Genomic DNA, 23,695 nt, shown 5'->3' with positions numbered 1-23,695 from the left:
GTGAAGTGATGACAGGCGTAGAACAAGTGCCGGTGGAAGCGGACGAGGCGGGGATGCGGCTCGACCGCTGGTTCAAGACCCATTATCCGGGTCTTGGCTTCGGGCAATTGCAGAAGCTGCTGCGTACGGGCCAGGTTCGGGTGGATGGCGGCCGCGCTAAGGCCGATACCCGAGTGCAGCCGGGGCAGGTGATCCGTGTGCCGCCCTTGGCGGTGGACCGCAAGGACAATGCGCCCGTGACCATGCGCACCGTGCGCGATCAGGCTGATGGCGATGTGCTGTCTCGCATGCTGCTCTACGAGGATCCCAAGGTCTTCGTTTTCAATAAGCCGGCGGGGCTGGCGGTGCAGGGCGGGTCTGGTGTGAATCGCCACGTGGACGGCATGCTGGAAGCCTGGCGGAACAGGAAAGGCGAAAAGCCACGCCTTGTGCATCGACTTGACCGGGAGACTTCCGGGGTGTTGGTTGTGGCGCGGACCCGGCAGGCAGCTATGCGCCTTGCTGCGTCATTCCGCGCTCGCGAAACCAAGAAGATCTATTGGGCGCTGGTCAAAGGCGTACCGAAAAAGCCGGAAGGCCGTATCTCAACCTGGCTTCTGAAAGAGCAGACCGCTGACGGCGATCGCGTGCGCGTCGCGCGCCATGGTGAGCCGGATGCCGACCACGCCATCTCCACTTATCGCCTCATAGAGCAGGCGGGTACGGCGCTTTCCTGGCTGCACATGGAGCCGTTCACTGGGCGGACCCACCAGTTGCGCGTCCATGCCGCCTCGATCGGCTGCCCGATCATAGGAGACGCGAAATACTTTGAGGCCGACCAGAACTGGCAGTTGCCGGGCGGCATGCAGAACCGTCTTCACCTACATGCACGTCGCATCTCCATTCCTCATCCCGATGGCGGCAAGATCGACGTGGCGGCGGAGTTGCCGCAGCATATGCAGCAAAGCTGGAACCTGCTTGGCTTTGACGAAACACTGGCGGAAGAAACCGTATAAGCCCCCGGCCACGGGTGACGCGGTCCGCCTCAGATCCTATATGAGTGCCATGCGTGATATTCTGACAGACCTCGAAAATGGTCGGCAGCTTTCCGACCCCGATCCCGTGCGGCGTGCACAAAAGCAAATGCGGCCATCTCTGTCGAAGCGCTTCTACAAGAAGGCGGGTGTTGGCAGCGATGGGGAACGCTACACGGCTGAACTCGACGGGCGCGTCGTGCGCACGCCCGCCGGCTCGGAAATGGCTCTGCCGACAAAGCAAGCGGCAGAGCTTGTGGCGCATGAGTATGACGCTCAGGAAGAGCAAATCAATCCGATGACTATGCCGATTACACGTCTGGTCAATACAGCGATCGACGGCGTGGCAAGTGATGTACAGGCAGTCGCGGAGGATATACTGCGCTTCGCCTCCAGTGATCTCCTGTGCTACCGCGCGGAAGGTCCGGAGCGTCTCATAGCGCTACAGGCCGAAGCCTGGGACCCGGTGCTCGACTGGGCCGAAGCCGAGATGGGCGCGCGCTTCGTTCTTGCCGAAGGCGTCATGCATGTCGAGCAGCCGCGCCAGACGATTGCCGCCGTGAGCGCGCATCTGCGTCCACGCCGCGACCCTTTTCGCATCGCGGCGCTTCATCTCATGACGACATTGACCGGATCCGCTATTCTCGCGCTCGCGGTTGAGGCTAACGCAATCGCTGCGGACGAGGCCTGGAAAGCGGCTCATGTGGACGAGGACTGGAATATCGCACAATGGGGTGAAGACGCGGAAGCTTCGGAGCGCCGCGCCGCCCGCCGCCGGGACATGATGGGTGCTGTAACTCTCATCGAATCCCTTGGTAAGTGATCCGCACCGCTCACTACTTGAATCAATGCGTTAAGAACTGGGGCAATAGCTGAATCGAACCAGCAGCTTTGCAAGCCACTGAGACGTAACGAGAATACCCCTCCTTTGACTGCCTGTGCGACTCGGGAATGAGCCTCGTTGTAGCCTTACACGAGAGGCTTGCCGCTCCGCCGCGGATTGTCTTCACACCCGCAGCCGGCGGAGAAATGGTCCAATGAGCTCTTTGCGCGGCAAGACAGCTATCGCCGGTATGGGTACAGCCGGGATGGGCGAAGCTCCAGGGTTTTCGGCGATAGAACTCCTTGGGCAAGCGGCCGTCGCTGCCATTGATGACGCCGGGCTTGCGGTATCCGACATCGATGCGGTTTTCGCAGCAACCAGCCAGCATGCTTTCGCGTCCATGAGCACGGTCGAGTATCTCGGCCTCAAGCCCAAATATTTCGACAGCACAAATGTTGCCGGCTCCAGTTTCGAAATGCATCTGCTGCAGGCCTCGCTCGCGCTTGAGGCGGGTCTGTGTGATGCCGCGCTTATCTGCTACGGCTCAAACCAGCGCACCGCCGGCGGCAGGCTGGTCTCGATGAGTGAGCCGCAATGGCATGAAACGCCCTATGGTCCGCGCCACCCCATAACTGCCTATGCACTGGCGACGAGCCGGCATATGCATCAATACGGCACGACGCGCGAGATGCTGGCCGATGTTGCCCTTGCCGCGCGTGATTGGGCCAACCTCAATCCACAAGCCTTTGCCCGCGGGCCTCTTTCGCGGGATGACGTGCTTTCCAGCCGTATGATCAGCGACCCGCTGACCAAGGCCGATTGCTGCCTGGTCACCGATGGCGGGGCGGCATGCGTTCTGGTGCGGGCCGACCGGGCACGCGACCTGAAACGCAAACCCGTCTACTTCCTCGGCGCCGCCGGCGCCAATTGGCACCGGTCCATCGTGACCATGCCGGACCTAGCCGTGACTGCGGCGTCCGACAGCGGACCGCGCGCGTTCGAAATGGCCCGCCTCACGCATTCCGACGTCGACCTTGTGATGCTCTATGATGCGTTCACCATCAACACGATCCTATTTCTGGAAGATCTTGGCTTTTGCCCAAAGGGTGAGGGCGGTTCCTTCGTGCAGAACGGAAATATCGCACCTGGCGGCTCGCTTGCCGTCAACACGAATGGGGGCGGCCTGTCCTGCGTGCATCCCGGCATGTACGGTATGTTCCTGATCGCAGAGGCCGTGGCCCAAATCCGCGGCGAAGCCGGCGAGCGACAGCTTGGCGAATGTGATGTGGCGCTGCTGCACGGCAATGGCGGCACGCTTTCCAGCCAGGTCACAGCCTTTTTGGGGTCTGAAAATGCGCTTTGGAGCCACCGGCGACGGCGATGCCGCGGACTACGACTTTTCGTCCCTAGATAGTCTTCTTGCACCGTCCTCCGTCGCCATCGTCGGCGCATCGGGGGACACGCAGCGGATCGGCGGACGGCCCATAGACGCCATGCTGAAGGCGGGGTTTAAGGGGCGCATCCTGCCGGTCAACCCGAACAGGGTGACGGTGCAGGGGCTTGCCTGCTACCCGTCGGTGGATGCCCTCCCGGAAGTGCCGGATACCGCGATCATTGCCGTGCCGCCGGCGCATGCTCTCAAGGCAGTCGAGGATCTCGGCGGGAAGGGCTGCCGGAGTGTAACCCTCTTCACAGCCGGTTTCGCGGAGCTCGGGACAGAAGGCAGTACCATGCAGGAGCAACTCCTGAAGACGGTGCGTCGTCACGGCATGCGCATGCTCGGGCCCAACAGTCTCGGTGTTTTCAACGCCACAATCAACTATTACGGCACGTTTTCGTCTTCGTTGGAACTTGCCTTTCCACTGAAAGGCAACATCGGCATTGCCAGCCAGTCAGGCGCCTACGGGGGACATCTGGCGGCAGTGGCCCGCCAGCGCAATATCGGTGCCCCCGTCTTGGTGGCGACGGGAAACGAGGCGGATATTTCGGTTGGCGACGTCATTGGCTGGATGGCCGAGAGCGACAGCATCGACGTCATCTGCGCCTAACCGGTGCAGCCGGTGCAACTGCCGCCACCACGCCGGACGAGTTCGAAGCCAAACGCCTTCTGGCCGAAGCGGGGCTGCAAGTCGCACCGGAATTGGTCGTTAGAAGCTCCGAGGATGCGGCCGAGACGGCAGAGAAGATCGGCTTTCCAGTGGTCATGAAAATCCTGTCGCCCCACATCCTGCACAAAAATCCGATATAGGCGGGGTGAAACTCGGCATAGAAAGCCGTGACCAGGCGATGCAGGCCTATAACGCGATTCTGGCGGCTGCCGCCGAGAAGGCGCCGAAGGCGGATGTCCATGGCGTGCTCGTTTCACGCCAGCTGGGCGGCGGTGTTGAATGCTTCATGGGCATAAAGCGGGATCCGAGTTTCGGCCCTGTGGCCGTGTTCGGGCTCGGCGGGATTTATGTCGAGATTCTGAACGATGTGGCAATCCGGCCGTGCCCCTTCACGCCCGCGGAGGCGCGCTCGATGATCGAGTCGATCAAGGGCGCCTCGATCCTCTACGGGGCGCGCGGTCAGTCTCCGGTCGACATTGGTGCCCTGGCTGAAATGCTTTCAAAGCTCTCCTGCTGCGCAGCGCGGACGCGGAAGAGGGGCGCCGGGCGTTCTTTGAAAAGCGCCCGCCGAAATTCAAGGGAGCATGAGCATGTCCATCCCGACGCCAGAACCCTTTGAGGACTTCAATCCTCTTCCGGATGACGTTTTTCGTCTCGTCGTTCGCCGGTGGTTCGAGGAGAGCTATCCGCCCGAAATCTGCAATCCGCCAAAGCGGCTGCACTTCGCCCAGAGCGAAAATTGGTATCGCAATTGGCGGAGCAGGGCTGGCTGGCGCCGGCTTGGCCGCGCGAGCATGGCGGCATGGGCCTGTCGCCGTCAAAGCTCCTCATCATGATTGAGGAACAGGAAAGGCACGGCTGCGCCCGCACCAACGATCAGGGCATGACGATGATCGGCCCGCTGCTCATCCGCTACGGCACGAAGGAGCAGCGCGAATTCCACCTGCCGAAGATCCTGTCCGGCGAACACATCTGGTGTCAGGGCTACAGCGAACCCAATGCCGGATCCGACCTGGCCAGCCTGAGAACCCGTGCCGTGCGCGATAGCGAGGATTGGGTGATCAACGGTCAGAAGATCTGGACCACGCTGGGCATGGATGCCAACTGGATATATGTGCTGGCCCGCACCGACCCCGACGCGGTGAAGCAGCGTGGCATCAGTTTCTTTCTGGTGCCGATCGATACACCCGGCGTGGAGGTGCGGCCCATCATCAATCTCGACATGCATGACGAGTTTGCCGAGGTTTTCTTCAAGGACGTCCGGGTGCCTGCCAACGCACTTGTGGGCGGGGTCAATGAGGGATGGAAGATTGCAAAGAGCCTGCTGGGTTTTGAGCGCATCTTTCTCGGCTCTCCAGCGCAGGCAGCCGGCGCGCTGGAACATCTCGCGCGTCTCGCGCGCAAGCTCGGCCGGTTTGATGATGAGGATTTTCAGGCGCTTTATGCGCGGCTGCATATGGAGCTCGAAGATCACAAATCCTTCTATCGCACCTTCGCCGACCAGGTGCGCCGCGGCGAGCAGCTCGGCCCGGATATTTCCATGCTGAAGATCAACCAATCGGCGCTCTACCAGAAGATCACCGATCACATCGTTGATCTGGCAGGCGAAAACGCCGCTCTCTTCGATCCGCTGCCCGACGACACCTCGCTTTATCCGGCGAGTGTTTTCATCCAGGCGCGGCCGTCCTCGATCTATGGCGGGTCATCCGAGATCCAGCGCAATATTGTTGCGAAACAGGTCTTGGGGCTTTCCTTCAAGACATGAGTGAACAGAACAGGGGAATGAGTATGTCGAACGGCTTGGGTCTGGAAGGCAAAGTTGCGGTCGTCACGGGTGCCGGCGGGGGCATCGGGCGGGGGATCGCAGTGGAAATGGCGAAGGCCGGAGCGCGCGTCGTCATCAATGATATCGGCGTGTCGCTGGAGGGCGAGGGCAGCTCCACGACGCCGGTGGAAGAAACCAAACGCATGATCGAGGATTTCGGCGGCGAGGCCGTGATCAATACGGACAGCGTTTCGGAATGGGAAAACGCGCAGAAGATCGTGCAATGCGCGCTGGATAGCTTCGGTCGTATAGATGTGGTGGTCAACAATGCCGGCATTCTGCGCGATTCCATCTTTCACAAGATGGATCCGGCGGACTGGAAGGCTGTCATCGACGTTCACCTGAACGGCAGCTTCTATGTCAGCCGGGCGGCGGCGGAACATTTCCGCAAGCAGTCGAGCGGTGCATTCGTCCACATGACGAGCACCTCCGGGCTCATTGGCAATTTCGGCCAGGCGAACTACTCGGCCGCGAAGCTTGGCATTGCCGGTCTTTCGCGGTCGATCTCGCTCGACATGGCGCGTTTCAATGTGCGTTCGAACTGCATTGCACCGTTTGCCTGGAGCCGTATGACCGATTCCATCCCCGCCAAGACACCTGAGGAGCAGGCTCGGGTCGAACGACTGAAGCGCATGACACCGGAAACCAATGCGCCGCTGGCGGTCTTTCTCGCTTCCGATGCCGCCAGCGAGATTACCGGCCAGATATTCGCGGCACGGCTCAATGAGGTATTCCTGTTCAATCAGACCGGTCCGATCCGCAGTGTCCATGCTTCGGAAGGCTGGACGCCACAGGCGCTGGCCGAGCGCGCACTGCCGGCTTTCCGCGGCAGTCTCACTCCGACAGAGCGTAGCGGCGATGTGTTTAGCTGGGATCCGATCTGATCCCACTGGCAAGGTGCCGTGACGGACTCGCTCCAACCTGCAGAAATAACGGACGACGATAACGCGGAAGCCGCTTTCCCGGCTTTCGCGAATCGGCGTGAGAAGGCCGCCATGGCGTGCCTGTCGCTCGTCATATCGGCGGCCTATTTAGACGTGTTCTTTGAGGTGGGGATGGCGATCGGCGCAGCCTCACTGGCACTTCTGGTATATTTCCTTCTCTGTTGGAACGCGCTTAGTCGTGTCACACGCTTCCTTCTGTCGCTGGCCATCGCGACCTTTTCGGCGGCCTTCTGGTTCGATGTGAACGGGCCAACCATTCTGGACGGCCTCAGCCGAATGATCTTTCTGTCCGCGCTGTTGAGCGTGCTGGGGTTGTTGCGCTCGGCAGCCGCCAAGGCCCGGGAAGTCGCCGATGCAGGCGCGTTCCTCACATCACAGCCGCCCGGCAGGCGCTATCTCGCCCTCACTGTCGGCGGGCATATTTTCGGCACCCTCATTAATCTCGGTGGTCTGGCCATTCTCCTCGATATGACCACACGCGCGCTTGCCCGCGAACGCGGCAACATGTCGGTTTATGTGTCGGAATGGCGTCTGCGCCGCATGACACTTGCAATCATCCGCGGCTTCAGTCTCATTTCACTCTGGTCGCCTTTGGGCTTTGCCATCAACATCGTGCTGCTCAACATACCCGACCTGCAGTTGGTCGAGATCGCCCCCATCGGCCTTGCCGCCACTTTTTTGCTGATCGGCATGGGATGGACCTTCGACTATTTTGGGTCGCCACGTCGCAGCCGAGGTTTAGGCACATCTGGGACGCAGGGCGGGCTGGGGCCTGTTTTCCTGCTCTTTCTGCATGTTTTGGTATTGGGCGGGGCGGTGATTGCGGTGGAGGAGTTATCCGCCCTCAGCTTCCAGAAGGCCCTGCTTCTGGTCGTGCCTCTTTATTGTCTTTTCTGGTCTTTCCTGCAGGCGCGTTCAGTCTATGGCACTGTGTCCACCATGGCGGCAACCGTAAGCACAACGGTGCGCCGGTTTCCCGCTTCGGCAAGCGAGGTGGGGGTCTTTGCCTCCGCCGGGCTTCTCGCCGTGATTGTGCTGGCCCTAATCCCGATGCCATGGCTCCAGGATAAGATCATCGGCTTGTCGCTCGATCCGGCTCTCATCGTGGTGACTATGAGCCTCACCGTCTATGCATTATGCTGCATCGGCATAAACCCGATCATTACGGCCTCGATCCTCGGTAGCCTCGCCTATGCTCTGGATCTGCCGGGCCTTTCCAGCCTGGCCGCTGCGCTGGCACTGCTCGGCGGCTGGGGTAGCGCGATCCCGTTCTCGCCGTTCATCACAACGGTCGTCTATACGGGGGCGCTGATCGGCCGATCTCCGGTCGAGGTCGGGATGCGGTGGAATGGCCCCTACAGCCTCACCATGCTCATCCTGTGGAGCAGTATTCTCTCGCTCGCCGTGTATTTGGGCTGGGTATAGCGGATCACCAGCCAGCGGTTGCTTTTGTTGTGATGGTGCCTTCCCGGTTCGCCACCCACAGTTGCATCGTGCCATCCTCCGCCTCGTCGGAGTGGAGCGTGAAGTGCTGTCCGTCAAAGAGGGGAGCGACACCCCGAAACTCGAAACGCGCGGGCGCACGCCCGTTCAGTTTTGCTGCCAGGTTCCAGAGATACGTGCCCTGAAGCGGGCCGTGAACAACGAGACCCGGATAGTTCTCTACCTCCGTGCAGTACCGCCGGTCGTAGTGGATACGATGGGTGTTGGAGGTCGCGGCGGAATAGCGGAACAGGAGTACGGCATCAGCATTTCGTGTCTCGCGTGCTGTCGAGTCAGTACCCGCCGGTACGCCACCGGTCTTCGCGGCAGGTGGCTCGCCCGTGCCACGATAGACGATGGTCTGTTGATCTCTCACGGCAATGCCGCGATGGGTGGAAAAATCATGCGCAACCGTGACGAAGCATAGTGGACCGCTACGGCCCTCTTTGAGGACAATGTCTTCCACGCGCGAGATGCGGCGGACTTTGTCGCCAACGCGGATATCGTCCTTTATCTCAAGAGCGGAGCCGGCCCACATACGCCGGGGCAGGCTCACCGGCGGCAGGAAACCGCCACGGCCGGGATGGCCGTCTTGCCCCAGCGCCGACATCGGGGCAATTGGCTGCGTTATGCACCAGTGTATGCCAGGCGAGCCGGTGTCCCCATCGCGCTTTTCCGTCTGCTCGCTGCCCAGAACGGCCTCGAACAAGCCGGCCACGCGCGGCGTCAAGAGCTCTTCGGCTTCCTGCGTGCACCCGATCCATTGGCGCAGGTGGTCGATACCGGGATCGAGTATGGCGTTCATTTCTCTTCCTCGCTCAGATCCGCCGCGAATTCGGCCAGGATGGCCGCATTGTCCCCTCCCAGTTCAGGAACGCGCCCGCCGCCACGCCGCACACCGTTATGTACCGCGGCCGGGGCAGGGAGGTCGATATCGCCGGCGGGGGATTGCAACGCCGTGCGGACAAGATGCGGATGGCGCGCCAGCCCGTCGAGATCGTTCACGTCCGCAAAAGCCACGTTTGCTTCCAGCAGGAGCGGGATCAATTCCTCTCGCGTACGGCTTCCGAAGCGCTCGGCCACTGCGTTATCCGTCACCTGCCGGTTTTCCACGCGGGCAACCCCTGTGGCGAAGCGTGGATCCTCGACCATGGGCGGGTCTTCCAGGACAATTTCGCAGAGCGCCTTCCACTCTCGGTCGTTCTGGATGGAGATGAGAATGTCCCTGCCATCACTGGTCTTGAAGACGCCGTAGGGGCAGATGGACGGGTGTGCGAGGCCGATCCGCTTGGGTGGGTTGCCGGACCGGGCGTGCAAATAGGGCACAGAAAGCCAGTCGGCGATCACGTCGAACATGGAAATGCGAATGTCTTCGCCGTTGCCTGTTGCGGCCCGGCTGAGGAACGCTTCCATGATTGCGGCATGGGCGACAGAGCCGGTGGCAATGTCGACAATGGAAATGCCTACGCGCGAAGCCTCCTCAGGCCCGCCGGTGATACTGCACAGACCGGCATCCGCCTGTATGAGGAGGTCGTAGGCTTTCCGTTTGGCGTATGGGCCACTCTCTCCATAGCCGCTGATCGAGCAGTAGATAAGGCGGGGGCGCTCCCGGCGCAGGCTCTCCGGTCCCAGCCCCATGCGCTCCAGCGCGCCAGGCTTCAGATTCTGTACCACAGCGTCGGCTTGGGCAATTATTCGCTTCAGAACTTCTCGCTCCCTGTCGTCTTTCAGATCGAGACGAAGAGATTCCTTGCCGCGATTAAGCCAGACGAAATAGCTGCTGAGACCATTGGCGGCCTCGTCATAGCCACGGGCGAAATCACCCTCCGGCCGTTCCACCTTTATGACGCGCGCACCTGCATCGGCCAGGCGCGAGGTGCAGTAAGGAGCGGCGACCGCCTGTTCGATCGCCACGACAAGCTTTCCTTCGAGAGGTCGCATTGTGAAGCCTCTACCGATAGGAGCGTGGCATGCCGAGAACATGCTCCGCGATGTAGCTGAGGATGAGATTGGTCGAGACAGGCGCCACTTGGTAGAGCCGCGTCTCGCGGAACTTGCGCTCTATGTCGTATTCCTCCGCGAAGCCGAAGCCGCCAAAGGTCTGAATGCAGGCCTCGCCGGCATGCCAGGAGGCTTCGGCGGCAAGCATCTTGGCGATATTGGCTTCCTCGCCGCAATTCTCGCCTTGGTCGTAGAGCGCAACAGCCTGATGCACCATCATCTCCGCCGCGCGCATCTCCGCATAGGCCCTTGCAATTGGGAACTGAACCCCCTGATTCTTGCCGATCGGGCGGCCGAAAACATGCCGCTCGCTCGCATAGGCAGAGGCCTTGTCGATGAACCACTTCGCATCACCGATGCATTCGGCAGCGATCAGGATGCGCTCGGCATTCATGCCGGATAGTACGTAGCGAAAGCCCTTGCCTTCCTCGCCGACCAGATTTTCCGCCGGCACGCGAACATTGTCGAAGAAGACTTCGGTCGTTCCGTGGTTCATCATGGTGCGGATGGGGCGGATGGTCAGACCGTTGCCGCGAGCTTCGTTCATGTCGAGAATGAAGATGGACAGCCCGTCTGTCGCTTTCTTCACTTCCTCCTTTGGAGTGGTCCGGGCCAAAAGCAGCATGAGGTCCGAATGCTCGGCGCGTGACGTCCAGATCTTCTGACCATTCACGATATAGCTATCATCATCGCGCTTGGCGGTCGTCTTCAGCGAGGACGTATCCGTGCCGCTTGTGGGCTCGGTTACGCCAAAGGCCTGCAGCCGCGCCTCGCCGGAAGCGATTTTCGGCAGAAAGCGCTTTTTCTGCTCCTCCGAGCCATGCCTCAGGATGGCGCCCATGATGTACATCTGCGCGTGACACGCGGCACCGTTGCAGCCGGCATGCTGTACCTCTTCCAGTATGGCCGCAGCCGCTGAGAAGGTGAGTCCCGAGCCGCCATACTCCTCAGGAATGAGCGCGCTCAGGAAGCCAGCTTCGGTAAGCGCCTCCACGAAATCCGTCGGATAGGCCATCTCGCGGTCGAGCGCCCGCCAGTATTCGCCAGGAAATCCCGAGCACAGTTTGCGCACCGCCGCACGGATCTCCCTAATGTCGTCACTGTCCTCGATAAGCCCGCTCATACGCCTCGCCCGATTGTGTTCTCCGGGGACGTTAGAGGATGGAACCGCGATCGTGAAAAGCCGAGTGTGAATTTCAGATATGCTAAGCCGGCATTAGAGCGGGGCAATGACATAATGGGGAGGTATAGCGCCCTATAATGTGGTTCCGGGCCACCGCTTGCTAGCCACGAGCGCATACACTTCATCAATAAGCATCGCTGTGAATTGCTGGGTCAGGCGCGAAGAGGGGCGGTCAATTGGTGTCCAGAGCACCAGCTTGCGCGTGATTGCGGGATCGACGATGCGCCGTGCCCTCAAGCGGCCCTTGCGCACTTCATCAAATACGCTCACTAGCGGGAGCACCGTGCTGCCGAGGCCGCGGCGAACGAGCTCGAGCAGTGTTGGCAGGGTATCAGCTTCGAGAACGACGTTCAATGTCACGCCGTGATTGCTCGCCGTCATGTCGAGAAGCTTGCGGAGCGCGTGGGGACTGCCTGGCAAGATGAGTTTTTGCCGTAGTGCATCAGCACATGACACGGGCTGGTCGTCGTGGCTCGCCTCTGCCGGCTGGATCAGAAACAGCTCTTCGAGCAACAGCGGATGAGAGCGGACCGAATGGACCTCGCGACCCTCATAGGTCACGCCGATGTCGATTGTGCCTCGCTGCAGCCAGTCCTGGACGAAGCCGCTGAAGCCGGAAACCACGCGCAGGCGAACGTCCGGATGGTTATAGTAGGTACGTTCGATGATGGGCGTAGCCAGTACGTCTGCGACGGTCGGCGGCAGACCAAGGCTGATTGACCCACGTAGCACCGGGTCGTCCGTTTTGATCTCGCTGTAGATTCGCTCGATTTCCTTGAGGACAACATTAGCCCGCTCAACCAGGAACTCGCCTTCCTCAGTCGGTTCCACGCCGCGGCCGTGTCGCCGCAAGAGGCAAACCCCGAGCTCTTCTTCCAAAGATTGGATCTGGCGGCTGAGGGCGGGTTGGGCGATGTGCAGACGTTCCGCCGCAGCACTGATGCTCTTCAGCTCCGCGACATTGATAAAGGTGCGCAGTTGTCTCAGTTCCATAGATGCCTCAACGCTATAGCAGCTATATGCAGTATGCATTTGCAATATGGCTTGCAAGCATTCAGTCTGCGAGAAGAGCGGGAGGTAAGACGTTGGGAGGATGAGAATGGCGCTTACGCAGCGCATCGCCGACTATGCGGCCAGCGCCGACTGGGACACGCTTCCCCGCTCGGTGCGTGAGCGCGCCAAGCGGCTCCTGCTCGACTATCTCGGAAATGCGGTGCGCGGCGCGTCGCTGAGCGATTCCTCGCCGGTCTTTCGTAAAACGCTAACGGCCTTGGGGATTCACAACGGCGGCGATCTTCGCGTAGCCGGTTCGGCGGAAGGACACGGGCCCGCTGCGGCGGCGATGCTTGCCGGCATTTATGCCCATTCGCTGGATTTCGACGATACCCACGGGGAAAGCTCGCTGCACCCAAGCGCGCCCGTGATCTCGGCGGCCCTCGCGGCAGCTCAGATGACGGGCGCGGATGGCAAGGCGACACTCGCGGCGATTGTGGCTGGGTTCGAGGTGTGCTGCCGGCTCGGGCTCGCCCTGGATCCTACTGCTCATTACCGCCGCGGGTATCATCCAACAGCAACGGCCGGCGCGTTTGGTGCCGCCGTAGCAGCGGGAAAACTCATGGGTCTTTCCGCGCGCCAGCAGGAGGCAGCCTTAGGCGCGGTGTTAAGCCTGGCCGCCGGTTCGCTACAGTTTCTGGAAAATGGCTCATGGAACAAGCGCTTTCAGGTGGGAGCCGCTGCCATGAACGGCATCATGGGCGCGCGCTTGGCGCTTGACGGTTTTGTGGGCGCGACAGCGGCCGTCGAGGGCAAGCATGGCTTGCTGGCCATGTATACGGACGAACCACACCCCGAGAAAGCGGTCGCCGGGCTCGGAGAGCGCTACGAGACGCTGGCAATCGGCGTGAAGCCGTACCCAAGCTGCCGTTACACCCATGCATCCATCGATCTTCTGCTCGCCCTGCGCGAGGAACACGGGCTTACGGCCGATGAGGTGCAGTCCGTCGAAGTCGCCATGCATTCCAATGGCGTGCGGCTGACGGGAGAGCCGATTGCTGCGAAGAAAAACCCGCAATCCATCGTGGACGGTCAATTTTCGATGCCGTTTGTGGGTGCGGTGGCGCTCCATCAGGGACGCTTCGGCTGGGATGATTATGCGCTGCTTTCCGATGCCGAGGTCCTGTCGGTCGCGGACCGATTCTCCGTGCGGACGGATAAGACGCTGGACCGCGATTCAAAGCTGCTTTTCAGCGGTGCGGTCATTATCGAAACATCGCGCGGCACCTTTAAAGGGGCGCGGAACTTGCCATCCGGGGAACCCGACGAGTTTCCCGACGATCCTTCCTTCAGGGCGAAGTTCCAGTCACTCGCAGCGCCGGTGATTGGAGCAAATGCCGCTCGGCTTGCCGATGAAGTTCTGGAGTTCGAGCATGTGGAGAATGTGCATGCCTTTCTAGCGGCAACGGCGCCTGAAGGCCGGGGCACAGAGCGGGCGGCTTGAAAATAAGGGGACACTACCGGGCGTGGGCCGGAACACAACGATAATCAGGGAAGGAGGAGAGAATGAGAAAAATTAACCTGCTTGCGGGGTTTACATGCGCGCTGGCGTTCGGAACAACCGGCGCAAACGCCCAGGACCTGCCCAACACGATGGTGTGGAGCTCCTATGATGTCGGGTCGGCGGGCTATGCCGAGGCCTCCGCGATTGCCGATGCGTTCGGCAAGGAGTTCGGTACCAAGGTGCGCATTCAGCCGTCCGGCAGCGGTATCGGTCGTCTGCAACCGATCCTACTCAGCCGCGCCGATTACGGGTTTCTCGCCACCGAAGCCTTTTTCGTGTCCGAAGGTGCCTATGATTTCGCAGTTCCTGATTGGGGTCCCAAACAGATCCGCGCCGTGGCAGGCCGCCCGGCTTCGCTCGGCATTCCGACCGCCGCCGATGCCGAGATCCAATCGAGGAAGTGACCGAAACCCTCGCGGATTTCAAGGCGCAGGGCAAGGTGAAGGCGTTCGGGTTTTCCGAGATTTCGCCGGCGTCTTTGCGCCGGGCCGCGTGTGTGCATTCGGTGGCGGCGGTGCAGTCGGAATATTCTCTCTCCACGCGTGCGCCGGAGTTAGGCCTTGTGCAGGCCTGTGAAGCATTGGGAACCACGCTCGTCGCATTTTTGCCGGTCGGGCGCGGCCTGCTGACCGACAGGCGCCCGACTGCCGAAAGCGTATCACGCTCGTCCTTCCTGAAAGAAAATCCCCGCTTTCGTGAGCCCAATCTGTCTGCCAATATCGCCGCGACGGATCGTTTCCGCGCCTTTTCGGCGGAGTTGCAGGTGCCGGCGGCCTCGCTCGCGACTGCTTGGCTGCTCATGCGCAGCTCTTCAGTCATTCCAGTTCCGGGAACGCGTAATCTGGAACACCTGGAAGAACTGGCGGCCGGGGTCGAGTTGAAGCTTTCGAAAGAGATTCTGGCGCGCCTCGAAGAGATCCTTCCCGTTGGTTGGGCGCACGGTGACCGATATTCCGATGGGCAATGGTCCGGTCCGGAGAGGTATTGTTGAGCCGGTCGGCAACGCGTGAGAATCTTCTGCACCCAGTACACGTTTTGCGTTTGCAGGGGCGGAGTGGGGCAGGAGCAGCCGGCCCTGGTCGGCTGGCGGCAGGTTATCCTCATATCTTGAAAGAAACCGGGGCGCTTTTATTTCAGCGCAATCGCGGCTGCGCGTTCCGCTTCGCCCCAGTCATCGACGGTGTTAATGTTGAAAAATGGATCGAAGGGGTCGGTCGGCCAGCTAACTTCGGCAATGTGGTAGCGGGCGGTCCAGCGGTCGATCTTGCGAATTCCCTCCTCGACCAGTGCCTGCCGCAAAGCATCGCGAAGCCTGACGTTCCACAACCCAACCACGGGGTGCGCCCGCCCGTTCGAGGCCGCCACCGCCAGCTCAGTGCCGTTTTCACGCTGTGCCTTATGGAGACGGTTGACAAGGTCACGTGGAAGGAACGGGCTGTCGCCGGCTACGCTCACGACCCAGTTGTTGTCGGGCAGGTTTTCTGCCGTCCAATCGAGCGCGGCAAGCACGCCGGCGAGAGGGCCGGGAAAGTCAGCAACGCTATCGGCCACCACCGGCAGACCGAAACCGGCGAAGCGCGTCGGATCGCCATTAGCGTTGAGGATCAGCGCATCGCATTGCGGTCGCAGGCGCTCGATGATCACGTCGAGAATCGGCCGACCGGCAACCTTGCGCATCGTCTTGTCGCCACCGCCCATGCGCCGGGCGAGCCCACCGGCCAGAATGACGCCTACCGCCGTGCTTTCAGTCTGCATTGCGGCCGGCCTTGCGCTGGTGGCGGGGAGATTCTTCCTCGACTTTCTCAAGATCCTGATTGAAGACTAGGCGCTCCTGGCCGGACAGAACGGAAAAACGCTTGCCGCGGGCGCGCCCGACAAGCGTCAGGCCGACCTCTCTAGCGAGCGCCACACCCCAGGCGGTAAAGCCGGACCGCGACACCAGGATGGGAATGCCCATGCGCACCGTCTTGATCGTCATTTCCGATGTGAGCCGGCCGGTCGTGTAGAGGATCTTGTCGGCAGGGTCGATATCGTGGCGGAGCATCCAGCCGGCGATCTTGTCGACAGCATTGTGGCGGCCGACATCCTCCATATAGCAGACCGGTTCGCCCTTCACGCAAAGCACGCAGCCATGAATCGCTCCGGCTTCCAGATAGAGTGACGGTGTCGTGTTGATCGTGCGGGTCATCTCGTAAAGCCAGGAGGTGCGCAGCTCGGCCGCCGGAAGCACGACGTGTTCGAGGGCCTCCATGAGATCGCCGAAGGCGGTGCCCTGGGCGCAGCCCGAGGTCAGCGTCTTTTTCTTCAGCTTCTGCTCGAAATTGGTGTTGTGTTCGGTGCGCACGATAACGGTTTCGATGTCCTCGTCATAATCGACGCCGGTCACCACGTCGTCCGGCTTGAGCATGTTTTGGTTGAGCAGATATCCAAGCGCCAGATATTCGGGATAGTCGTTGATCGTCATCATCGTGACGATCTCCTGGGAATTCAGAAAAAGCGTCAGGGCGCGCTCGACCGGGACGTTGACCTCGACCGCCTGTCCAGTGTGATCGATGCCCGCCACGCGTTCCGTCAGGCGCGGATCCTCGGGCCGGGGCATGACCCGCAAGGATTCGTCTCTAGCGATTGACTCGTGCATGTCTCCTCCAGCAGTCACCGTCTGGGGTTAAGACTAGAGCATCCGCCCGGGAAACGAAAATGCTTTGGCGTGTCGCTCCTATTGCATGTGGGGTGTGGCAAATGATTTGCTAGTGCATGCATGGTTCTTGCTATGGACCGATCACTGTTGGAGGATTCGTGGATGCAGGGCAGTGTTCCAATTTCGATGCCCTTAGGTATCTCGCGGTAAGGAGACCGATAGCCTCATGGCGCAACTTTCCGACGACTGTTTTGCCTTCGGCGGCCCGCTGATGCCGGTTGACGAAACCGTTGCGCTGATCCGGTCACGGCTCGGCGCTGTCCTGGATACAGAACTTGTTCTGCTTGCCTCGGCTGATGGCCGGGTTCTGGCTGAGGATATCGTCGCGCCCATTGCGCTGCCGCCCTACACCAATTCAGCTGTCGATGGCTATGCGCTTGACGGAGCCGAGATTCCACAGGATGCACCCCGCAAATTCGCTGTTTCCGGGCGTCTGCAGGCTGGCTCGGCTGAGCGCCTGAAGGTCACGGCCGGGCAGACGGTGCGCATCTTCACCGGCGCGCCGATGCCGGAAGGTGCCGACACGGTATTCATGCAGGAAGATGTGCAACCGGCCGGGGAGGGCCGCGTGATCCTGCCGCCCGGTCTGCGCCGCGGGGCCAATGTGCGTCCGCAAGGCGAGGACATTGCCGAGGGACAGACGGTACTGCGGCAGGGGCAGCACCTGCGACCACAGGACATTGCGTTGGCGGCTGCACTGGGGGTGAGCGCAGTGAAAGTTCGCCGCCCCGTCCGCGTGGCCGTATTTTCGACCGGTAACGAGATCGTGGAGCCGGGTGCCGCGCGCGGGCCTGCCCAACTCTTCGATTCCAACCGCTTCATGCTGACGGCAATGCTCGCACGGCTCGGCTGCGTCGTCGGCGATTTCGGCATTCTGGAGGATGATCAAACCCGCATTGCGGGTGCACTTGAGGACGCCGCCGCGGGTTACGATCTGATTCTCGCGTCCGGCGGTGTTTCGACCGGTGACGCCGATCACGTGAAGGCCGCTGTTGAGAGCGTCGGTTCGCTGGTCTTTTGGCGCGTGGCGATCAAGCCCGGTCGACCGGTTGCCATGGGTGTTGTCAGGGGCCTGCCGTTCATCGGATTGCCCGGTAACCCGGTGGCGAGCTTCGTGACCTTCGCCCATATTGCGCGTACGGCTGTTCTGGCGCTCGCCGGTGCAATCGATCCGCCCCCGCTGTTCACGCCGCTGCGCGCATCATTCACCTATCGCAAGAAGCCGGGGCGCAGGGAATATGTGCGCGCCAATCTCCGCCCTGGCGCAGATGGCGTTATGGAAGCGATCAAGTTTCCTCGCGAGGGCGCGGGTCTTTTGTCTTCGCTCGTTGAAACGGACGGGCTGATTGAACTCGATGAAGAGACCGTTGAGGTGAGCAGCGGCGACATAGTGCGTTTCCTGCCTTATTCGAGCATACTTTAACCATGGCGCACGACGAAATTGACAAGCGCGCGAGGCTGGACCAACGTCGCGTCATGACAACCGACATTCTCGACCTCTCCGGGCTGAAATGCCCGCTTCCGGCTCTCAAGACGCGCAAGGTGCTGAGTCGCATGGCGCCTGGCAGCCGGCTAGAAGTCCATTGCACCGATCCGCTGGCGGCTATCGACATTCCCAATCTCCTCAACGAAACCGGCGACCGGCTCAAGGACTCGCGTCGTGACGGTGACCGTCTCATCTTCGATATCGAGAAAGCCGGAGCGGAATGACGGCGACAGAGCCCGATTATCTGACGACGCGCGAACTCGCCGATCTGCTGCGCATCAAGGAGCGAAAGGTTTACGATCTCGCGGCCAGTGGCGAGGTGCCTTGCGTTCGGGTCGTCGGCAAACTTCTGTTTCCGCGCGGCGAGGTTGCGGCCTGGATCGCGGGTTCGCGCTCCGGGCCGGCCGCACCGAGTGCACCCGCGCCGCTCATCCTGGCCGGCAGCCACGATCCGCTGCTCGAATGGGCGTTACGCGAATCTGGCAGCGGCATCGCCGCTTTTTTCGATGGTAGTCTGGACGGTGTGGAGCGCTTCGTTCGCGGGGAGGCGGTTGCCTGCGCCATGCATGTGCATGAGGGCGAGGGGGCATGGAATACGGACACGGCAAGGCGCGCGGTGGGTGAACGGCCAGCGGTGCTGATAGAGTTTGCTCGCCGGCAGCGCGGTTTGATCGTCGCTGCAGGCAATCCCGAGGCCGTCGGGGGCTTGAGCGACATCGCCCGTCTCCGCGTTGTGCGCCGCCAGCGGAGCGCCGGCAGCCAGCGCCTGTTGGAGGCGCTGGCTGATGAGGTGGGAATAGACGTTGCAGCTTTGGAGGGGCCTGCCTCTCCGGCACTCACGGAGGATGAGGCCGCGCTCCAGGTGCAGGAAGGCAAAGCCCAGGTGGCGTTCGGACTGGCGGCTATGGCGGCACGCTATCGACTTGGTTTCGTGCCGCTTCTCGAGGAGCGGTTCGATATTTTGATCTGGCGCCGTGACTATTTCGAAGCGCCGTTTCAGGCGTTTATGCGCTTCCTTGCGGGGAAACCATTTGCCGACCGCGCCGGCGAACTGATGGGCTACGATATCAGCGGCCTGGGAAGCGTCCATTTCAACGGCGATGCACGGTGATCCGTCACTGGGCGTTCGGAAAAAAGAGCTGCTTGCCGTCGATCGTGAAGTCGGCAATGGCTGCCTGACCTTCGGAGCCCGTAAGCCAGTCGATGAAGGCTTGCCCCTCTTCTGCTTTCACGTTGGAATGCTTGTCCGGATTAACGAGAATGACCCCATACTGATTGAAAAGCTTCGGATCGCCCTCGACCAGCACTCTATGGTTTTCCTTGTTGCCGAACGAGATCCAGGTGGCGCGGTCGGTCAGCACATAGGCGCCCATGCCAGTCCCGGTGTTGAGCGTCGCCCCCATCCCGGAGCCGGTTTCGCGGTACCATCCACCTGACGCTGACCTGACATCGATGCCGGCCTCCTTCCACAGGCCCAACTCGGCCTTATTGGTACCCGAATCGTCGCCGCGCGAGGCGAAGGGCGCCTCGCTCTCGGCGATTTTCCGCAGCGCGGCGACAGCATCCCTTGATCCCGCGATGCCGGCAGGGTCATCCTCCGGTCCGACCACGACGAAGTCATTGTACATAACGTCAAACCGTTTCACACCCCAACCGTCGGCGACAAACTCCTCCTCCGCCAGCTTGGCATGGACCAAAAGCACATCGCCATCACCGTTCTCGGCATTTTTGATCGCCTGACCCGTGCCAACCGCAACAACACGCACCTCTATGCCGGATTTGTCGGTGAATGCTGGGAGAATCGTGTCGAGCAGGCCGGAGTTCTCAGTCGAGGTCGTCGACTGCACGATAATAAACCGATCCTGCGCCATGCTCGTGGCTGATCCGAATGCAAGGTGGACGGTCAGTACAGTGGCAAAGGCGAGCAATTTGCGCGGATTAATCATAGTTTCCTCCAACCTGAACTTTCTCAAACCAGCAGCCCACCAGTGATGAAGTCGCGGGCTGCGGGAGATGAGGGCCTGTCGAAAAATACGTTTGCGGGCGTCTGCTCGGTTACCTTCCCGTGATGCATGAACACGATCTCGTCGGCGAGACGGCGCGCCTGGCCAAGATCATGAGTCACCATCACTATCTTCGTGCCTTCTTCCGCAAAACGGCGGATCAGAGCTTCAATCCGATGCGTCGAAGCGGGATCGAGGCTCGATGTTGGCTCGTCCAGGAAGAGCAAATCGGGTGAAGCGGCGACCGCGCGCACCAGTGCGAGCCGCTGTTGCTCCCCGCCGGAAAGCGTGCGTGCGCGCTGCCTCGCCATATCCGCAAGCTCGCCCATCTCAAGAAGGTCGCGCAGCCGCTCGCGACGGTTTAACCCACGATATCCGTGTGCGGACAACGCATAGTCTATGTTGGCGCGCACGGAGCGGCGCAAGACCACCGGACGCTGAAAAACCATGGCCTGACGGCGTCGCACACGGGCGCTCATCGGTTGGCTATTGAACAGCACCGTACCTTCGCTTGCCCCGATGAGGCCGTGCAGAAGGCGCAAGAGCAGGCTCTTGCCTGCGCCGTTAGGCCCCATGATGATGGTCGACCCGCCCGCCCGCAACGTCAGACGGTCAATATAGACCAGGCGTTTGCCGTCCGCGGTGAAAGCCAGGTCTGTCACGCTCACCGGCAGGATGGAGTCCGTATGAGACGCGACAGAACGCTCCGCCTGAGCAATGTGGGACTCATCAAAGGAATGCGCTATGGTGGTGTCAGGCATGAGCGGCACGCTCCGATGTCGCACCCAGCAGTCCGACCGCCGCATTCACCGAAATGGCAATGAGCATCAGGATTGCCCCGAGCGCCAGCGCCAGTGCCAGATTGCCCTTTGAAGTTTCGAGCGCGATTGTCGTAGTCATGACGCGCGTGACGTGGTTGATATTGCCACCGACGATAATGACCGCGCCGACCTCGGCGGTTGCTCGGCCAAAGCCGGCGAGAACCGCTGTCAGGAGGCTGGTACGTCCATCCCATAGGAGGGTGGGAACTGACGCCAAGCGCGATACGCCAATCGAGCGCAACTGCTCGGCATACTCAGCATCTATATCCTCAACCACCTGCCGCGTCAGGGCGGCGACGATCGGAGTGACCAGGACGACCTGCGCGATGATCATGGCCGTGGGCGTGTAAAGCAGCTGCAACACCCCGAGCGGGCCGCTGTTCGACAGCATGAGATAGACCATCAAGCCTACCACCACCGGTGGCAGGCCCATGAGCGCGTTCATCAGAACGATGAGGGCCCGCCTGCCGGCAAAGCGTCCCACCGCCAAGGCTGCACCAACCGGCATGCCGATGACCGCGGCAACGGCAACAGCCGTCAGTGACACTCTTAAAGAGAGTAGAACGATCGACCACAACTCGGCATCGCCCGACAGGATCAGGTTGACGGCCAGTGAGAGCGATGATGCGAAATCATGCATAATCAGTCGATACTTCCTTTCTGTCCGTTATACCAGGAAATTATTGGGTAGAATGCCCAAGAAATCCGTTATTGTTCGACCGCGGCACGCCTGTGGCCTCGGAGTGCGGTGGAGCGCCGTGCTACGCACGTGAAAGCTCCGGTCAGATAAATCAAAAATCCGGGGACCTTGGTATTAGGCTTGACAGGAAGCGCTTCTGGAATACAAAATGCCAGAAATTCGGTGGTGTTGCTGCATCTGCGACTTGCGATGGCGTTACTGCATCTGCAATCGGTGAAGCTGAGCTGACATCATCGCGCAGTTGAGGGAGGAGATGGATCACATCTGTACAAGATCGTAGCGTTCGTCCCCCGTAGCGAAGTGAGCGATTCCTGGCCTATAGTACTGTTGGTACAAATCGTCGTGCGCGTGCTTACCAAGATCGAAAGATGAAGGGTTTGATGATGAAAGATCGGCGTCCTCGCGATCGTGGACCTAAAGGACGTGCACTTGATGATGGGGCGTTCAGAGAGATCCGTGACCTTCTGGGCGGCCGGCCACGTCGTCGCGATCTCCTGATCGAATTCCTGCATTTGGTGCAGGACCGTTACGGATATCTTTCCGCCGCTCATCTTCGCGCACTGGCTGAAGAGATGCGCCTGTCGCAGACCGAGGTTTACGAGGTCGCCACTTTCTACGACCACTTCGACATCGTGAAGGAGGGCGAGACGCCTCCGCCCCCGCTTACGATCCGTGTCTGCGACTCGGTGAGCTGTATGCTGGCCGGCTCGGAGTCGTTGATCAGTGGACTGGGCGCAAAAGCTGATCCCACCGCGATTCGCGTCGTGCGTGCGCCCTGCATGGGCCGCTGCGATACGGCGCCGGCGGCGCGGATCGGCAATCGTGAGGTCGATCACGCCAGCGCCGAAAGCCTGCTACAGATGGCCAGCGACGGTGCAACGGAGACGGTCGTTCCCGACTATACCGGACATGAGTCCTATCGCGCGTCCGGTGGCTATCAGCTTTTGGAAAAGGTGCGGTCGGGTGAGATCAGCGTGGATACGCTGATCGAGACCATGCAGAGCGCCGGCCTGCGCGGACTTGGCGGCGCCGGCTTTCCCGCTGGCAGGAAGTGGAGCATCGTGCGCTCCTATCCCGGCCCCCGGCTGATGTCGATCAACGGCGACGAGGGCGAACCGGGAACGTTTAAGGACCGCATCTATCTTGAACGGGACCCGCACCGCACGTTCGAGGGTGCCCTGATTGCCGCACATGCGGTCGAGGCTGAGCGCATCTATTTCTACATGCGCGACGAATACCCCGCGGTCCTGCAGATCCTCCGAACGGAGATCGCCGCTCTTGAGGCCGCCGGTCTCATTGAGCCTGGGTTCGTCGAACTCAGACGCGGCGCAGGCGCCTATATCTGCGGCGAGGAAAGCGCCATGCTGGAAAGCATTGAAGGCAAGCGGGGCCTGCCACGCCATCGCCCGCCCTACATCGCTCAGGTCGGCCTGTTCGGCCGCCCGACGCTCAACCATAATGTCGAAACCCTGTGGTGGGTCCGCGACATTGTCGAGCAGGGTGCGGATTGGTTCGCCAGCAAGGGCAAGCCGGATCACCCCGGTGCGCGATCCTGGTCGGTTTCCGGCAGAGTGCGTGACCCGGGAGTGAAACTGGCGCCCGCGGGCGTTACCGCGCGTGAACTGATCGACGACTACTGCGGCGGCATGGCGGAAGGCCACGAGTTTAAGGCCTATTTGCCTGGTGGTGCCTCAGGCGGTATCCTACCTGCATCGATGGGCGACATTCCGCTGGATTTCGGCGGCGAACTCGCCGAGCAGGGCGCTTTCGTTGGCTCGCATGCGATCGTGATTTTTTCGCAGGCTGACAGCGTTAAGGACGTGACGCTCAACCTTCTGAATTTCTTCAAGCACGAAAGCTGCGGCCAATGTACGCCATGCCGCGAGGGTACCGAGAAGATGGTCACGCTGCTTAAGAAGCAAGGCAAGCTCGACGAGACCGCTGTTCGTGACCTCGAAGTTGTGATGCGGGATGCCTCCATCTGCGGATTGGGCCAGGCCGCGCCCAATCCCGTCACCCACCTTCTGACCCATTTCCGGGAAGACCTTTGA

At 61.1% G+C, this 23,695-nt stretch carries 25 protein-coding genes; 16 read left to right on the top strand and 9 right to left on the bottom strand.

Annotated elements, in window-relative coordinates:
* The first annotated feature begins 8 nt into the window (after positions 1-8).
* The 9 genes from LY631_RS18890 to LY631_RS18855 all read left to right on the top strand — a co-directional run bounded on the left by LY631_RS18890 (position 9) and on the right by LY631_RS18855 (position 8,138).
* Entirely contained in the window at positions 9-995 is a 987-nt protein-coding gene (locus tag LY631_RS18890) for an RluA family pseudouridine synthase (RefSeq protein ID WP_274427148.1), read from the top strand.
* A gap of 49 nt (positions 996-1,044) precedes the next feature.
* Positions 1,045-1,836, top strand: a complete 792-nt coding sequence (locus LY631_RS18885; protein ID WP_274427147.1) for an ATP12 family chaperone protein — start codon at positions 1,045-1,047, stop codon at positions 1,834-1,836.
* A gap of 214 nt (positions 1,837-2,050) precedes the next feature.
* Positions 2,051-3,250, top strand: coding sequence for a thiolase (locus tag LY631_RS18880; RefSeq protein WP_274427146.1), 1,200 nt, complete (start codon positions 2,051-2,053; stop codon positions 3,248-3,250).
* Positions 3,189-3,884: a CoA-binding protein gene (locus LY631_RS18875; protein WP_274427145.1), complete on the top strand. Its 696-nt coding sequence runs from the start codon at positions 3,189-3,191 to the stop codon at positions 3,882-3,884. Before LY631_RS18880 ends, LY631_RS18875 begins: the two co-directional genes overlap by 62 nt.
* The gene (locus LY631_RS20540; RefSeq protein WP_445082916.1) at positions 3,842-4,084 is read left to right on the top strand and encodes an acetate--CoA ligase family protein; all 243 of its coding nucleotides are present in this window, start codon (positions 3,842-3,844) and stop codon (positions 4,082-4,084) included. The genes LY631_RS18875 and LY631_RS20540 overlap by 43 nt, the downstream gene beginning before the upstream one ends.
* Positions 4,085-4,089: 5 nt before the next feature.
* Positions 4,090-4,563 carry an acetate--CoA ligase family protein gene (locus LY631_RS18870; RefSeq protein WP_445082914.1) on the top strand — a complete coding sequence of 158 codons (474 nt, stop codon included), beginning with the start codon at positions 4,090-4,092 and terminating at the stop codon, positions 4,561-4,563.
* A 120-nt stretch (positions 4,564-4,683) separates the two neighbouring features.
* Positions 4,684-5,709: an acyl-CoA dehydrogenase family protein gene (locus LY631_RS18865; protein WP_445082913.1), complete on the top strand. Its 1,026-nt coding sequence runs from the start codon at positions 4,684-4,686 to the stop codon at positions 5,707-5,709.
* Positions 5,710-5,732: 23 nt separating this feature from the next.
* Positions 5,733-6,653 carry an SDR family NAD(P)-dependent oxidoreductase gene (locus LY631_RS18860; protein WP_445082912.1) on the top strand — a complete coding sequence of 307 codons (921 nt, stop codon included), beginning with the start codon at positions 5,733-5,735 and terminating at the stop codon, positions 6,651-6,653.
* Positions 6,654-6,671: 18 nt separating this feature from the next.
* The gene (locus LY631_RS18855; RefSeq protein WP_274427142.1) at positions 6,672-8,138 is read left to right on the top strand and encodes a hypothetical protein; all 1,467 of its coding nucleotides are present in this window, start codon (positions 6,672-6,674) and stop codon (positions 8,136-8,138) included.
* Between the two features lie 4 nt (positions 8,139-8,142).
* On the opposite strand, the gene LY631_RS18850 is transcribed toward LY631_RS18855, so the two are convergent.
* The 4 genes from LY631_RS18850 to LY631_RS18835 form a co-directional block, all read right to left on the bottom strand.
* Positions 8,143-9,000, bottom strand: coding sequence for an FAS1-like dehydratase domain-containing protein (locus tag LY631_RS18850; RefSeq protein ID WP_274427141.1), 858 nt, complete (start codon positions 8,998-9,000; stop codon positions 8,143-8,145).
* The gene (locus LY631_RS18845) at positions 8,997-10,136 is read right to left on the bottom strand and encodes a CaiB/BaiF CoA transferase family protein (RefSeq protein WP_274427140.1); all 1,140 of its coding nucleotides are present in this window, start codon (positions 10,134-10,136) and stop codon (positions 8,997-8,999) included. The genes LY631_RS18850 and LY631_RS18845 overlap by 4 nt, the downstream gene beginning before the upstream one ends.
* A gap of 10 nt (positions 10,137-10,146) precedes the next feature.
* Positions 10,147-11,319 carry an acyl-CoA dehydrogenase family protein gene (locus LY631_RS18840; protein WP_274427139.1) on the bottom strand — a complete coding sequence of 391 codons (1,173 nt, stop codon included), beginning with the start codon at positions 11,317-11,319 and terminating at the stop codon, positions 10,147-10,149.
* A gap of 132 nt (positions 11,320-11,451) precedes the next feature.
* Positions 11,452-12,372 (bottom strand): LysR family transcriptional regulator, encoded by a 921-nt coding sequence (locus tag LY631_RS18835; protein WP_274427138.1) that lies wholly within the window; start codon positions 12,370-12,372, stop codon positions 11,452-11,454.
* Positions 12,373-12,478: 106 nt separating this feature from the next.
* Here LY631_RS18835 and LY631_RS18830 point away from each other — a divergent pair, with 106 nt between their 5' ends.
* The 3 genes from LY631_RS18830 to LY631_RS18820 all read left to right on the top strand — a co-directional run bounded on the left by LY631_RS18830 (position 12,479) and on the right by LY631_RS18820 (position 14,927).
* Complete coding sequence (locus tag LY631_RS18830; RefSeq protein WP_274427137.1) at positions 12,479-13,876, top strand: MmgE/PrpD family protein; 1,398 nt, start codon at positions 12,479-12,481, stop codon at positions 13,874-13,876.
* Positions 13,877-13,938: 62 nt separating this feature from the next.
* Entirely contained in the window at positions 13,939-14,340 is a 402-nt protein-coding gene (locus tag LY631_RS18825; protein WP_274427136.1) for a hypothetical protein, read from the top strand.
* The gene (locus tag LY631_RS18820; RefSeq protein ID WP_274427135.1) at positions 14,337-14,927 is read left to right on the top strand and encodes an aldo/keto reductase; all 591 of its coding nucleotides are present in this window, start codon (positions 14,337-14,339) and stop codon (positions 14,925-14,927) included. Before LY631_RS18825 ends, LY631_RS18820 begins: the two co-directional genes overlap by 4 nt.
* Before the next feature lie 137 nt (positions 14,928-15,064).
* Here LY631_RS18820 and mobA read toward each other — a convergent pair whose 3' ends face one another.
* Positions 15,065-15,691, bottom strand: coding sequence for a molybdenum cofactor guanylyltransferase MobA (gene mobA, locus LY631_RS18815; RefSeq protein ID WP_274427134.1), 627 nt, complete (start codon positions 15,689-15,691; stop codon positions 15,065-15,067).
* Positions 15,681-16,574, bottom strand: a complete 894-nt coding sequence (gene fdhD / locus LY631_RS18810; protein ID WP_274427133.1) for a formate dehydrogenase accessory sulfurtransferase FdhD — start codon at positions 16,572-16,574, stop codon at positions 15,681-15,683. Before fdhD ends, mobA begins: the two co-directional genes overlap by 11 nt.
* Positions 16,575-16,800: 226 nt before the next feature.
* Here fdhD and LY631_RS18805 point away from each other — a divergent pair, with 226 nt between their 5' ends.
* The 3 genes from LY631_RS18805 to LY631_RS18795 are packed head-to-tail and all read left to right on the top strand — an operon-like array spanning position 16,801 to position 19,231.
* Positions 16,801-18,057 (top strand): molybdopterin molybdotransferase MoeA, encoded by a 1,257-nt coding sequence (locus LY631_RS18805; RefSeq protein WP_274427132.1) that lies wholly within the window; start codon positions 16,801-16,803, stop codon positions 18,055-18,057.
* Between the two features lie 2 nt (positions 18,058-18,059).
* Positions 18,060-18,344, top strand: coding sequence for a sulfurtransferase TusA family protein (locus LY631_RS18800; protein ID WP_274427131.1), 285 nt, complete (start codon positions 18,060-18,062; stop codon positions 18,342-18,344).
* A complete protein-coding gene (locus LY631_RS18795) occupies positions 18,341-19,231 on the top strand; it encodes a helix-turn-helix transcriptional regulator (protein ID WP_274427130.1) in 891 nt (296 codons plus the stop codon). Before LY631_RS18800 ends, LY631_RS18795 begins: the two co-directional genes overlap by 4 nt.
* Before the next feature lie 4 nt (positions 19,232-19,235).
* On the opposite strand, the gene LY631_RS18790 is transcribed toward LY631_RS18795, so the two are convergent.
* Genes LY631_RS18790 through LY631_RS18780 form a run of 3 tightly spaced genes read right to left on the bottom strand, consistent with a single transcriptional unit; the run spans position 19,236 to position 21,584 of the window.
* Positions 19,236-20,066: a substrate-binding domain-containing protein gene (locus LY631_RS18790; RefSeq protein WP_445082911.1), complete on the bottom strand. Its 831-nt coding sequence runs from the start codon at positions 20,064-20,066 to the stop codon at positions 19,236-19,238.
* 23 nt (positions 20,067-20,089) lie between these two features.
* The gene (locus LY631_RS18785) at positions 20,090-20,884 is read right to left on the bottom strand and encodes an ATP-binding cassette domain-containing protein (RefSeq protein ID WP_274427129.1); all 795 of its coding nucleotides are present in this window, start codon (positions 20,882-20,884) and stop codon (positions 20,090-20,092) included.
* Complete coding sequence (locus LY631_RS18780; RefSeq protein WP_274427128.1) at positions 20,877-21,584, bottom strand: ABC transporter permease; 708 nt, start codon at positions 21,582-21,584, stop codon at positions 20,877-20,879. The genes LY631_RS18785 and LY631_RS18780 overlap by 8 nt, the downstream gene beginning before the upstream one ends.
* A gap of 443 nt (positions 21,585-22,027) precedes the next feature.
* Here LY631_RS18780 and LY631_RS18775 point away from each other — a divergent pair, with 443 nt between their 5' ends.
* A complete protein-coding gene (locus LY631_RS18775) occupies positions 22,028-23,695 on the top strand; it encodes an NAD(P)H-dependent oxidoreductase subunit E (RefSeq protein WP_445082915.1) in 1,668 nt (555 codons plus the stop codon).

This window comes from Chelativorans sp. YIM 93263, from assembly GCF_028767125.1.
GTDB lineage: Bacteria > Pseudomonadota > Alphaproteobacteria > Rhizobiales > Rhizobiaceae > Chelativorans.
Note: the sequence above shows the minus strand (reverse complement) of the source record. Positions and strands in the feature narration are given on the sequence as shown.